This is a genomic window from Pseudoalteromonas sp. OANN1 (assembly GCF_024124685.1).
Lineage (GTDB): Bacteria > Pseudomonadota > Gammaproteobacteria > Enterobacterales > Alteromonadaceae > Pseudoalteromonas > Pseudoalteromonas piscicida.
Window position 1 is genome coordinate 56613 of sequence record NZ_JAMXSE010000006.1, and the last position, 12261, is coordinate 68873.

The window sequence follows — 12261 nt, forward strand, 5'->3', positions numbered from 1 at the left end:
AGAACTCCTCAATAAAAATCTGAATATTTTTATCTTGTCATCGAGAATTAACTATAACCACATGATTATTAGTATTTTTAACTTCTACTGGCAGGGCGTGTGGTAATAAGTTTAAAAAGCTTTCGAGCTCTGATGCTAAAAAAGTACCCGAAATTACCAATTGCTCAGTTGATTGAGCGGTTAAGGTGTAACTTATCGCATGATGTCGCTTAAATTCCTCAAATACTTCACTGAGTGGCGCATTGTCGAACACGAGTCGCCCTTGCTTAAATGCATCGACGAGATTGAGGTTTGGATCAAACTCAGTCTTAGTAATGCCGTCACTATCCACAACCGCCATTTGACCTTTTCTCAGTTCTATTTGCTGATGTTGGCTTTGCACGTTTACACGACCATGGTCCACCACAATGCGAATGCTATTGGCTTTTTTATCCACGGAAAAGCGGGTACCTAATACGGTAATTTTTGTGCTGCCGGCACTAATAACAAATGGTCGGCTTTTGTCGCTGGCAACATCAAACAATACGCGTCCACTGAGTAGCTTATTACTGCGCCGATTGCCATCAAAATCAATCGCGAGGGAAGTTTTGGCATCTAAGGTCAATAGAGAGTTATCGGGCAGTGAGATAGTGCGCAATTCGCCTCGTGTTGACTGATAGCTGGCGTGGAAGTTGTCGTTGTCAATTTGAAAGAACCAAGTTTGATAGCCAAAGAAACTCAACGCAAAAAGTGCAAAACATGCAGCAATGGCGAAGTACCGCTGAGTTGTCTTTGATTTAAGCTTAGAGTGTGTAACTGGATTCTCTAATTGTGCAATGTCTTGCTCTGAAAATTGCGATAACAGTCGCTCAACCTGTTTACTTTCTTGATAGGCTGTTTGGTGCGCACGGCTTTCACCAAGCCAACGATTGAGCGCTTGCTGCTGCGCTTTATTGAGTCCTTGCCTTTCGAGTTCCAGCCAGTGGTTTACTTGCTGTTGTATTGATACATTATGACGGTCCATTGCGATTCTCTTATTGTTTTTGTAATGCGTTACGGCAAGCGAGCATGGCAGTTGCCAAGTGTTTTTCGACCATGCTGACAGATATTCCCATTTGCTCTGCTATTTGTGGCTGGCTTAAGTTTCTAAATTTATAGAGCACAAATGCTTGCTTGGTTTTTAGAGGTAAGGAGTCGATACTTTGGTTAAGTAATGCCAGTTGTTGTTGACTTGCAAGCTTAGCCTCGGGCTCATAATAACTTGGTGCGACTAATTCGAAGTCGTCGGGCTCAGCAACGGTTTGATTTTTGCGATACTGATCAATCACAATGTTCTTCGCGGCTTTGAAAAATAGTGCGCGCTCTTGCGTGTTATCCTGCTTTGGATTGCTGTTTTTATAACTCAGTATTCGGGTATATGCCTCTTGAACTATATTTTGAGCCTTATCTTTGCACCCCACTGAACGAGCGATATAACTTAATACTTCTGAGTAATAATGTTCCAAAATACACCAGTTTGCTTTTCAAAAGTCGCGCATACTAGCATCAAAAATTATCATTGAGAATTGTTTTTATTTGCGTTTGCTGTCTTTAAACATTCGTTAATGGATTTTATGTTTTTAGTGCTTTTACTTATATTTGGCAGTAAGGTTTTGAAAAGATAAGAGTTATTTTAATCTTCTTTGGATCTGAACACTAAACTGAGTGCTTATTAAGGCGTCGGAGCGATACCTTTTATAATGCGCTGGCAGGCACTGGGATCCATAAAATGGGGCACCGGATAAGCCGGATGTGCTTCTTTTAACGCCAGCTCTGCGAGTAGCGCCGCATCATCAGGGAATACTTCGGTGAGCGTGGTTTGGATATGTAAATCAAGCAATAAGCGCTCAATGTGCTCTAAAAGATCATCTGCTTGGCGCTCGACGGGATAGTCTAACGAGGTTAATCCACAGTATCTGGCGATGAGCGCGAGTTGCTGGTTAATGCGCTCGCCATACCAGGTTAGCACGGGCATGAGTAACACCGCATTGGCAAGCCCGTGCGGCGTACCATATTGAGCGCTCAATTGGTGTGAGATTGCATGCACGTAGCCGACAGAGGTTCTGGTAAAAGCTTGTCCTGCGTAATGGGAAGCGAGTAGTAGTTGCGCCCTTGCTTCTAAGTTTTGTGGATCTTGTTGCGCTTTGGGTAAATATTCAAAGATAGCTCTACAGGCCTCAAGAGCACGTTCGCGGCTAAACTTAAGACAGTTAATGCTCAGTAGTGCCTCAATGGCGTGGGTTAGTGCATCAATTGCTGTAGTCGCGGTGATATGTGCGGGCATACTTGTGGTTAATTCCGGTAATAACACGGCATGGTGTGGCACTAAACAAAAATCAGTCGCGGCATATTTGGCGTGGTTGCTAGGATCGTTGACGACGGCGGCAACGGTGGTCTCCGAGCCGGTCCCTGCTGTTGTTGGGATCGCGATATTCGGCGGTAGGCGTTTTAAGACTTTAAATAACCCTTTGAGCTTTGTCACTGGTTTGTTCGGCTTGACAGCCCGAGCACCGATCAACTTTCCCGTGTCGAGTACCGAGCCGCCACCAAGTGCGATAATTGCTTTACATTGATGCTGTTGGTAGACCTTTAGACCATCTTCGACGTTTGCTATGGTTGGGTTGGGTAAAACATCTGCGTAATAATGCGTGACTAACTCTGACTCACGTAGCGTGTTTTCCACAACCTGATGCAAGTTGAGTTTGAGCAGCACTTGGTCGGTCACGACTAAGACGTTATCTCCACTTTTTAACCCCAGCGCCTTAATGGCTTCTAACAACCCCGTTTTTCCCTGATGTAATTTGGGGTTCGGGATCCCGATAAAAATAACAATGCACTTTAGGGCAAAATGGTAAATACGGTAAAACCAACTCATTGCGATCCGTCTAATTTTGTTTTTGTATCATTTAAAAAATGTAGACGGATCATCACTGAATTGCTAGCAAATTTTCGGCTAGTTTGTAGTGATTTGCTGCGAAACTGGCTTTTCTTCTTTAATTGGCGCTTTGGGCTTGTCCATCTCAAATGCTTCTATCATGAGCAAAATATGGGCCGCGCTCCATGAAAAGTTCGGTGCGCCTTGCTGCTCGCCGGTGAGTGGATTGTAGTTTTCGCGAATAGGCGCGTTTTGCAGCAGACCATCCGCATTTTGCATAAATCGCTGAAGCAAAGTGTTCGCTTCAGTTTCATAACCATAATAGCGTAGTCCCATCAAGCCAAAATACAATTGGTCAAGCCAGACACGACCACGCCAATAGATATTTGCGCCAAATGCAGGATTGGTCTGGGATGCAGAGCCTAGAGGAATATAGGTGTTGAATTCACTGGGGCTGAGCATTACTTCAGAGACGCGTTTAGCATGATACGCTGTTGCTACTTGATTAAAGAGTGGAGCCCAACCCTCCGGGCCGCGACCACGCTCAATGATTGGTTTCCCTGCACAGCCACTTTCAAGCGGTGATGCGGCAATGCGAATGTCGTAGTAGTATCCGCTGTTATCGTCGAACATGCAGCGGTTTATATAATCGGCGAGCTGCTTTGCTTGTGCTGAAAAGGCTTTGGCTTCCCGTGGCTTAGCCAAGATATTGGCGATGGTACTCAAGTTTTTGGTGTCAGAATAAAAATAACTGGCCCCATCAACCGATTCTTGCATCAAAGAGTAGCCTAGCAGATGGCCTTGAGCGTCCTTATTGCTAGCAAATTCGGCTTGCCAGTCTTTAGCATCGCCACCTTGTTTCACATAGACCTCAAGCTGCTGTGGTGAGATAAAACCAAAGTTAGCAGCATCGTCTCTTCCAGACTCCCATGACGCTGCGGTCTGTGCGGGAATACTTATCTGTTTACCTTGTGTCTGCGCATCGCGATAGGCTTTTAGCCCAAAGTGGGCATGCTTTTGCTTTCCTTCATGTAGATAGAATAATAATTCACCCGATTGATTATTATGGTGTTTATCTATGGTTGCACCAAATTCAGGAATACCATTTTGGTTGTGATCACGGTTGCGCAGCCACCAATCGCGATAGGCGACAAGTTTAGGGTAAATTTGTGCAAGCCAAGCTTTGTCTTTGCTGGCATGGTAGGTATTCAACACCGCCCAAGCGGCCAGCGAGGGTTTTGAATTCCGTTCGCTCCAATTACCGCCATCGCCACCGCGTTCTGGTGGCAGGTTATAACCAATTAAATCGGGTAATAAGCCTTTATCTTGGGGTCTCACAGGATCGTTCGCTGCTATTTGATAGGAAAATACGGCATCAATGTTGGCCTTGGCTAAATTTGGTGCAAATAGTCTCAGCGCTGATGCTTGTTTCCAGCTGTCCCAAGGCCAAGTTAAATTACCGGAAAACCAGCGAGCAGTGACCGAAGGCGATACGGTATCAAACGCGATTGCCCCTGCAGGCGCTCGCCAGTTACCAATGAGGGTTTCAACAGCTTTTATCGCCAATGTTTGTTTATCTCGTGGCAAGGTTTGATAGCGTGCTAAATAGCCCTTCCAGCGAGCTTTAGAGCGTTGCCAATACGTAACAGGGGATGAGAGAATTTTGACAACGGCCTTTGCTGTTTGTATACGCTCCAGTTGATTGTGGACATAACTTATTGCGGTATAAAACTGCAGATCACCAGAAGTTTGCGTCTCGCTATAATAACGGTTGTTTTCTACCACATTTTTGAAAGGGATTGAGCGGGCGATTGAGTACTCGTTGCTACCAGAGGTCAGAAGTGCCCACGGATCGCGAACACGACCAAAAGTGGTGCTGATCCCACTTTCGCTGGCAACCATAGTTGGTGCGAGCTTAGGGTATTGTTGGTCCAGTGTTTGTTGATCATTAAGCTGGTGGAGTAATTTGCCGTCCAATTTTAAAGTAAGTCGTTGCTTTGTATGAATAGTGGTTTGAATAAGAGAAACACGCTCACTTACAAAGCGTAAGCGGATCGTCACCGTCGCGAGCTCATGTCTAAGCGTTTGCACCAGCTCTCCGGGCAGGCTGTACAGTGCTGCATCAAATTGCAATTTGGTCTCACCATAAAAAATTTGTAGGCGCTCAATACGTTCAAATAAATACGTTAAATACTCTTCGGTGATAATCGCGTTACCCGTGAAACCACCATATTCCGCAGCGCTATCAGGAAGTAAGTGACCATGCCATGCGCCGTTATCAAACAGTGGTGAATAGGGACTATGGCCAAACTTGTCTGCGGGCTTCATTACCTGAGGGTGACCAAAGCGTGAAACCGCGTTGATGATTTTTGGGCTTGCGTACGTTTCGCATGCTACAAAGAGCATGAGTAATACCATTCCTGTGAGTACTTTCATTTTTATTTTGAATAAAGTATACAATTTTTGAGATGCTATCACAGCGACGTACAAAGTTCAGTAGCAAACGATGAATTACTCGTCTATGGGGCAGCCGACGTCAACCTTTTTGCGTTGCATCTGTACTCGTTCAGCGGCGGCGCGTAGCCGATTTATATATTCTGGAGGGGCGCTGGGGTTGGCGGTTAAATAGAGGGTTTTACTTAACTCTGGAACTTCTAGCACTTTGTCCCATTGCTCCACTAAACCCATTCTAGCAGCCATTCTATCCACAAAATTTTCGGCACCAAAAATAAAGTCAATTCTGCCTCTTTCAAGCAGCTCACCTGCACGACTCAAACTAGTTACTGATAGCATGTTCTTATCGGCGACAAAGCCTTGTGCTTTTAAATAGTTTTCGGAAAGTTGATCGGCCGCAACAGCGACAACATGTTGTTTGATTTTCCATATTTCCCACTCTTGCTGATCGGCGATATCAGCACGCTTATAAAAGGCGACCTTTAGCTCACAAAGTGGCGCAATCCAGACATGGTTTTCTTCACGTTGATCCGTTCTGGCGATCGAGTAGAGCAATGAATAAGGGGATTTTTTGGAGAAGGCTTTTGCGCGAGTCCAAGGCAACATATAAATTTGATAGCTTAGCTCTGCTTCCCACATAATGAGGCGTACGATATCAGTGGCAAGCCCAGTAATGGTGCCGTTCTTTTGCTCTATCTGGTACGGAGGAAAATGCTCGGTATAGATATCTACTTTTGTCGGTGCTGCGGCTAAGGCACTAAATACACTAAATATCCCTATAACGCTCCCAATTATATACTGCATACCACATTCTCAAGATCGTTTTTAACAGTATAACTCATAATTTGTTATTGGTTTTGGTTAAATTAATGTACCCATTAAAATTCCATGTTGGTGCTTTATTGGCAATTATTATATGGTTTTTTGGTGTCTTTTAAGAATTAAATAACGGCGTAAAATTGCCCTTGTTGTAGAGGAGTCGTTATGCGCTTAGTTTTGTTCTTGCTTATGTTGTTTGTGTCTACTTACTCACATGCTAGTGAAGTTGCAGTTGATTATGTGATGGGAGAGGGGGATGTAAAAGGACTGCGGCTTGGGTATCGTCCCTTGCATTATAGTTTAGCGGATTATGGTTTTGGCGAAGGTGCCTATGTTTATTTTGAGTTGAGTACCAACTATTGGGAATACGGCAAACCAAAACGCTCAGACACGACGTTTGCTATTGCACTGTCACCAGTGCTTAGTGTTCCACTGACCGAGTTTGCTGGAAAGCCGGTAAATTTTGAGTTTGGGATTGGCATGACCTACGTCAGTGATACTCGATTTGCGGGCAAAGACATTGGTGTTCACTATCAGTTTGAAGACCGCATTGGGCTTAGTGTTAATTTGAACCCCAGTACTAAAGTTGGGATCCGATATCTACATTATTCTAATGCAGGTTTGAGCGACCATAACCCCGGTCTTGATTTTTTAAATGTGTTCTACGTTAAGCAGTTTTAACGCTTAACTTCATTGAGTTAGTTTTATCTCCCTTTGTGATTTCAAGGATGAAATTTTTTCTTCATAAAATTCCAGTATCCAAGATAATAGAATGTAGTTAAACGCTTGACCTAAACTAAGGTTTAGGAATTAGGGTTCTGCATAAATCAATAATAATCAAGGAACATCAATGGAGAATAGCTCTGCAATTGAGCGGTTAAAGCGCTTTACACCTTTAGTTTGGGTAATGCTTGTTGGTAACTTTTTCGTTCGCGCAAGTTACTACATGGTATGGCCTTTTTTGGCTGTTATTCTTTACGAAAATTATGGACTGAGTGCAACAGAGGTTGGTTTATTGCTGACGGTGTCAGCGACTTTCGCCGTATTTTTGGGGTTTTATACGGGGAATCTCGCTGATCGCTTTGGTCGCACCAAAATGCTCTACACGGCAGTGTTTGTTGGTGTGATTTCTTTTTCACTGTTGGCTGTGGCTGAATCGTTGTGGTTGTTTGCAACCTCAGTGTTTTTAGCTTGTCTACCTAGGACGCTTTGGGATGCGCCTAGTAAAGCGTTACTTACTGAAGAACTTGCCGACGCAAAAGACAGAGAGCTTGCACTGCATTTACTCTATTTTCTCGTGAATGTGGGAGCGGCTTTAGGACCATTGTACGGGCTATGGGCAGGGCTTAATGGTGAGCAGTTTAGTTTTATCTATACTGGCATTTCGTATATTGGTTTGTTGCTCGCGCTGCTTTACTTTAGACCTAAACTGAGTGAAGCGCAGACTGTCGCTTTGCAGTCTGCCGCTCAGTCGGTACCCAAGTTTGCAAAGTGGCTGAGGATCTTACGAAAAGATAAAGTCTTTTTAATTGTGCTCATCGCTACAACTTTAGTGTATTTGGTTTATGCGCAATGTGACTCTAGCTTAGTGCAGTATTTGACGCGTGCAGAGGTCCCCGATCTAGCTTGGCTAATTTCTAGCTTAATCATCGCAAATTCTAGTGTGATCATCGTTTGTCAGTTTCCATTACTTCATCTGATGCGTAATTGGCGCATTGAAAATAGGCTTTATGCGGGTGGTGTGGTATTGATTATTTCACAAGTCATGATGGCCTTGAATGATGTGCAAAATATCTGGGGATGGATTGCAGCCATGATGGTGTTGAGTCTGAGCGAAGCAATTATGTTTACTAACATCAATGTCTATATTGACAGGTTGGCACCAGATAACCTGAAAGCTAGCTATTTTGGTGCTGCTGGCTTGTGTTCATTGGGGTATGCATTAGCGCCCATTTTAGGTGGGCTTATTTTAGATTTTTACTCCGGTATGATGCTGTTTATCATCATGACTTTAGTATCTATTACCGCACTTGGGTTTTATCGCATTGCTGAGCTGAAGCCCAAGACGGCGGCTGAAGCGATATAGCTTAGCTAACTCGGTGACCTAAAAAAGGTCACCGCTTGTATTTATGTTAGGGTCTGTTGATCTTTCAAGTTTGTTTTTGCAGCAGTTTGACTGGTATTTATACAAGGCAGAGCCTGCGTAGCATAGTTATTCTATGTAAGTTAGGCGATAACACAGTAGAAATGCCAATCAAGCGCTGCCCTTTGGGTTCACCTGAGTGCGCTTTGTTCATTGTTGCTCAACTTTCGCCTAGATTACTAGGCGGCAAGTCGAGCGTCGCGACCAAAACACACTCAGGGGAACAAAAGTCAAACAGCAAAGGTCAACAGGCCCTAATTATCCGAAGCAAAGGTTAGTTACTTTATTTCCCCGCCATTTTTTGCAAGTAACCCAGACGTTGACGCTCGGCAGCCGAGGGCTGATATGGGCGCTTCTCCAGTGCGTCAAAGTAGAAATCAGTGATGTGGTATTCGGTTATTTTGCTATCACCAAACTGCGCAAGCTCTCCGGGCATTGGCGACATTCTCTCAATCACAAATGTTTTTAACGTGAACTGGGATGGGCCGGATTTAGCTGAAAAAGGAGCAAGCACCGACTGATGTGCTTTTAAGTTGAATACCTGTTTCCCTTCGCTTAACTTTTGTTTTTCAACCAAATGACTGATTGGTGTGCCATCGCGAGTAAATAGATTTGCACGGATACGATAAGTACCACTTTGCTTTACTTCAAGTTGTAATGGAATTATCAAGTCTGCTTGCTCGGGGTAAGGTTTAGCAATGGCGAGCAGTGTGGCGCTGGGTTGGTAATAGCGAATACTTGCCGTTAATGCCACGGCCTTAGCCGAGCTTGGCTTGGCACGCACAACGACATTCAGCTCTTGAGGCCATGTTGTCTCGCCATCGACCGCACCAAGCCAAATACCATCAGACTCTTTGAGACGGGTGGTGGATAAGGTTTGCTGTGATGTAGGGTCGAGTATCGTTGCGGTTGTATTAGAAAATTGACTACCAGATAAACTTATCTCGATAGTAGCGGGGTGCACAAAGCGATATTGATTCAGCGATAAAGACACCTGTCCGTTGTTTTCTTCAATTGGCATTTCGACGGCATAGAAATGATTTGGATTGAGCCTATCAAAATCACCTTTGCCAAGGGGCTGTGAGTAAGGAGGTAGCGAAATACTATACTCATAATGTGCCGCAGCTGATTGCGCAGCTTGTGCCAGTGGTAGCGATTCAACCAATGATTGTTTTTGTGTTATCGCAGTTTTAGGGGTGGTGGGTGGCGTTGTTGTTGGTGTCAAAATAGGTGTGGTGACTTGTGGGGGGGCTGCTAACTCAGGCGAGGACAGAGCTTCGCGCTGCAAGGCAAAATAGCCTGCAGTGATACAGATCACAATAAGAATGACACTAATCAACAAAAACTTTTTCATAGCAATACTCGGTTAATATAAGGAACTGCATGGAGCAGTTCCTTGGGTATAGAAATTAGCAGAATAACCGTTAAGTTACAGTGAGTTTAGTATTAACTGTGAAAAACTTTGTGAGTTAGACTCGCTAACATAACGGTAAGTCTTTTTCCAAAACCAGCTACCCGTTGTTTCTTCATAGGTGTTGTAGCTAATCGTCTTATAACCCGCGTTAAACTGAGTACGAGCCGCTGTTACTTTGCCTTGGTATCCAGCATCTGGCAGGTTGCCGTGGCTATATTCCGCGCTCATTAGTAGTGGGTAGTGGTATGGCATAAAGCTAGTCACAGCATCATCTTGAGAGGCTAACTGACCGTTGATAGCAACGCTTGTACTACAACTACCAAAGTCGCCTTTTGTCGATGCACCACAAGAAGAGTGTGTTGATACAACACCATCATCATTACCTGGTAAGAAACCTGAAGTGAGGCCGTAGTAGTCGCTGGCATCAGCGACGAAACGTAGGCGAGGTGCGTTGTCACTAGGGTACTGAGCAACTTGTCGCGCGTTATTCACTTTTAAATCCCACATGATACCAAATTCTTCGGGCATGCTGCCAAGCCATGCCTCAACCGCTTGGCGAGTTAGTTCACCTACTACGCCACCAGAAGTCGCAGCGTTGATAGCAGTGTCTGCGAGTTCGCTTCCGCCACCCGCACCTGCAAGGTCAAAAGTAGCAACGATATTAAGTGGTTGAAGGCCCGCATTTTCAAGCCAAGTTGCTTGGTTATCTAAGATATAGCGCGCAACCAAATCACCCGTTGAGTGGGTAACAAAGACACAGCCTGGATTACAAGTGCCATTTTCTGCAAATGCTTTTAGCTTTGGCCAAATATAATCTGTTGCGATTTTGCCTTGTAGGCGTTCATAAGAAGGCCAATCAATACGTTCATCAGCGTGGTTTATCCAAAAAGATGACCAGTATTCTTCACCCTCAAGCTCGACGTTGGTACTGTTAGGGCGGTTAAGTTGGTCCGCTTGAAAGCCATGAATTAGAATTGTTTTATATTCAGCGGCCTGCGCGGGAGTTGCAAGTGCAGCGCCTGTTAATAACGCTGAAAGTGCAGCAGTGTATACAAAGTTAGTTTTCATTGTCTAAGTCCTTTAAAGCGCCAAGTGCCACATCTATGGTCGGCCTACAACAAAATTCCCCACTCTGTTTAATCGTCAATTCGGGAAACTATAGGCATCACACAACTACTTTCACTACTACTGAAACGCATCTTTGTTAGTATATTATGTGGCGTGAGAAATTATTCCCACGCCGGTCTAAAAAGCTAAAATCACGCCATTTCAGGATTGTTATGGAGTTCAGATAGCAGGTTCAGGGTTTTCTCGCTGCGGTTTACAAATGGGTTAGTCTCATCCCATACATAGCCCGCAAGCACAGAAGTGATTTGGCTCTTAATTTTTTCAGGCTTGTTGTCTGAGAAAAATAGGCGGCGCAAACGCCCGTCGTACCAGCCTTCAATGTAGGTGCGCATGACAGCAATCCCTTTAAGCATATGCGCTTCATAATCTTGCTGCCAATCTGCTTCCTCGCCATTTAACTGAGCGACTATGAGATCAGCGGCGCGCGCGCCTGACTCAATCGCAAACATAACGCCAGCTGAAAATACAGGGTCAATAAATTCACTGGCGTTACCGGTTAACACAAAGTTTTTGCCGAACAGTTGTTTAATACCTTTTGAGTAGCCTTTGATCTCCTTTGGCTCCATACACAGCGCCATTCCTTCCAACATTGCTGATGCATGTTGATCGCGAGCAAGGTAGGTTAAAAAGCGCGTTTTAGCATCGCCCTCTGCACTTTCTAAATACTCAGGGTTACCAACAAAACCGACTGAAACACGACCGTCAGAGAAAGGTATTAGCCAAACCCATACATCTTCTTCGTGAACCAGAATCGTTACTTTATTGTTTTCAGCCCCAGTCTCCATGCCATCAGCAGGTTTAAATTGCGCAAACAAAGTTGCGCGAGTTGGCGCTGATGAAGGTTCATTTAAATCAAGCAGGTTTGCGAGTACTCGGCCATAGCCGCTTGAATCAACAACGAATTTGGCTTGAATTTCCTGCACATCACCGGCCTCATTGACGACCTTAATGATAGGCTCTTCTAGATCCATGTTGGCATCGACTACGGAAGTGCCAAATTCGATAGGGGCACCCATTTTTTGCACTTCTTCAGCCAGTACATTGTCAAAGTCATCTCTTGGTACTTGCCATGTCCATGTCCAGCCATCGGTGTAATTTTTAGAGAAATCGAAAAACTCTTGGAAGTCATCTTGTTTAAAATTAGCACCGATTTTCTTTTGGTAATTGCGTGCGACTAACGCATCCATAAATCCAGCATCTTCTAGATGCTGCATACTTTGAGGTAGAAGACTTTCACCGATGACATAGCGTGGAAAGTGGCTACGTTCAACGATCTTCACGGTTAATCCTGCTTGAATTAGCTTTGCAGCGGTCATTGTCCCAGCAGGTCCAGCGCCGATAATAAGTACATCTACATTTTCCTTAGCCATTTTGTAATTCCTTAATCATATATTGTGAGAAAATGTGGCA

Annotated in this window: 10 protein-coding genes; 2 read left to right on the forward strand and 8 right to left on the reverse strand. The window is 44.4% G+C overall.

Annotated features, from left to right (window positions below; translation table 11 throughout):
• Positions 1-37 precede the first annotated feature (37 nt).
• The 5 genes from NH462_RS07365 to NH462_RS07385 all read right to left on the reverse strand — a co-directional run bounded on the left by NH462_RS07365 (position 38) and on the right by NH462_RS07385 (position 6151).
• Positions 38-1003, reverse strand: coding sequence for a FecR domain-containing protein (locus NH462_RS07365; protein ID WP_253105188.1), 966 nt, complete (start codon positions 1001-1003; stop codon positions 38-40).
• A gap of 10 nt (positions 1004-1013) precedes the next feature.
• Positions 1014-1484 (reverse strand): sigma-70 family RNA polymerase sigma factor, encoded by a 471-nt coding sequence (locus NH462_RS07370; RefSeq protein ID WP_253105192.1) that lies wholly within the window; start codon positions 1482-1484, stop codon positions 1014-1016.
• A 206-nt stretch (positions 1485-1690) separates the two neighbouring features.
• Complete coding sequence (locus NH462_RS07375) at positions 1691-2893, reverse strand: iron-containing alcohol dehydrogenase (protein WP_253105195.1); 1203 nt, start codon at positions 2891-2893, stop codon at positions 1691-1693.
• 78 nt (positions 2894-2971) lie between these two features.
• Positions 2972-5299: an alpha-glucosidase gene (gene ygjK, locus NH462_RS07380; RefSeq protein ID WP_253105197.1), complete on the reverse strand. Its 2328-nt coding sequence runs from the start codon at positions 5297-5299 to the stop codon at positions 2972-2974.
• 105 nt (positions 5300-5404) lie between these two features.
• Positions 5405-6151 (reverse strand): transporter substrate-binding domain-containing protein, encoded by a 747-nt coding sequence (locus NH462_RS07385; RefSeq protein WP_253105200.1) that lies wholly within the window; start codon positions 6149-6151, stop codon positions 5405-5407.
• Positions 6152-6331: 180 nt separating this feature from the next.
• Between NH462_RS07385 and NH462_RS07390 the strand changes: the two genes are divergently transcribed.
• Together NH462_RS07390 and NH462_RS07395 are read left to right on the forward strand one after the other, a co-directional pair.
• On the forward strand, positions 6332-6847 hold the full coding sequence (locus NH462_RS07390) for an acyloxyacyl hydrolase (RefSeq protein WP_010369444.1): 516 nt from the start codon (positions 6332-6334) through the stop codon (positions 6845-6847).
• A gap of 169 nt (positions 6848-7016) precedes the next feature.
• Complete coding sequence (locus NH462_RS07395) at positions 7017-8252, forward strand: MFS transporter (protein ID WP_253105203.1); 1236 nt, start codon at positions 7017-7019, stop codon at positions 8250-8252.
• Positions 8253-8592: 340 nt separating this feature from the next.
• Here the strand turns inward: NH462_RS07395 and NH462_RS07400 are convergent, their stop codons facing one another.
• The 3 genes from NH462_RS07400 to NH462_RS07410 form a co-directional block, all read right to left on the reverse strand.
• Entirely contained in the window at positions 8593-9663 is a 1071-nt protein-coding gene (locus NH462_RS07400) for a hypothetical protein (RefSeq protein ID WP_253105206.1), read from the reverse strand.
• A gap of 75 nt (positions 9664-9738) precedes the next feature.
• Positions 9739-10791: a hypothetical protein gene (locus NH462_RS07405; protein ID WP_010604068.1), complete on the reverse strand. Its 1053-nt coding sequence runs from the start codon at positions 10789-10791 to the stop codon at positions 9739-9741.
• Between the two features lie 191 nt (positions 10792-10982).
• Complete coding sequence (locus tag NH462_RS07410; protein WP_045961560.1) at positions 10983-12221, reverse strand: NAD(P)/FAD-dependent oxidoreductase; 1239 nt, start codon at positions 12219-12221, stop codon at positions 10983-10985.
• Positions 12222-12261 lie beyond the last annotated feature (40 nt).

Bases quoted from the DNA above. Each gene is read 5' to 3' on its own strand.
- NH462_RS07365 (WP_253105188.1), bottom strand. From the start codon at position 1,003: ATGGACCGTCATAATGTATCAATACAACAGCAAGTAAACCACTGGCTG.
- NH462_RS07410 (WP_045961560.1), bottom strand. From the start codon at position 12,221: ATGGCTAAGGAAAATGTAGATGTACTTATTATCGGCGCTGGACCTGCT.
- NH462_RS07400 (WP_253105206.1), bottom strand. From the start codon at position 9,663: ATGAAAAAGTTTTTGTTGATTAGTGTCATTCTTATTGTGATCTGTATC.
- NH462_RS07405 (WP_010604068.1), bottom strand. From the start codon at position 10,791: ATGAAAACTAACTTTGTATACACTGCTGCACTTTCAGCGTTATTAACA.
- NH462_RS07385 (WP_253105200.1), bottom strand. From the start codon at position 6,151: ATGCAGTATATAATTGGGAGCGTTATAGGGATATTTAGTGTATTTAGT.
- NH462_RS07375 (WP_253105195.1), bottom strand. From the start codon at position 2,893: ATGAGTTGGTTTTACCGTATTTACCATTTTGCCCTAAAGTGCATTGTT.
- ygjK (WP_253105197.1), bottom strand. From the start codon at position 5,299: ATGCTCTTTGTAGCATGCGAAACGTACGCAAGCCCAAAAATCATCAAC.
- NH462_RS07390 (WP_010369444.1), top strand. From the start codon at position 6,332: ATGCGCTTAGTTTTGTTCTTGCTTATGTTGTTTGTGTCTACTTACTCA.
- NH462_RS07395 (WP_253105203.1), top strand. From the start codon at position 7,017: ATGGAGAATAGCTCTGCAATTGAGCGGTTAAAGCGCTTTACACCTTTA.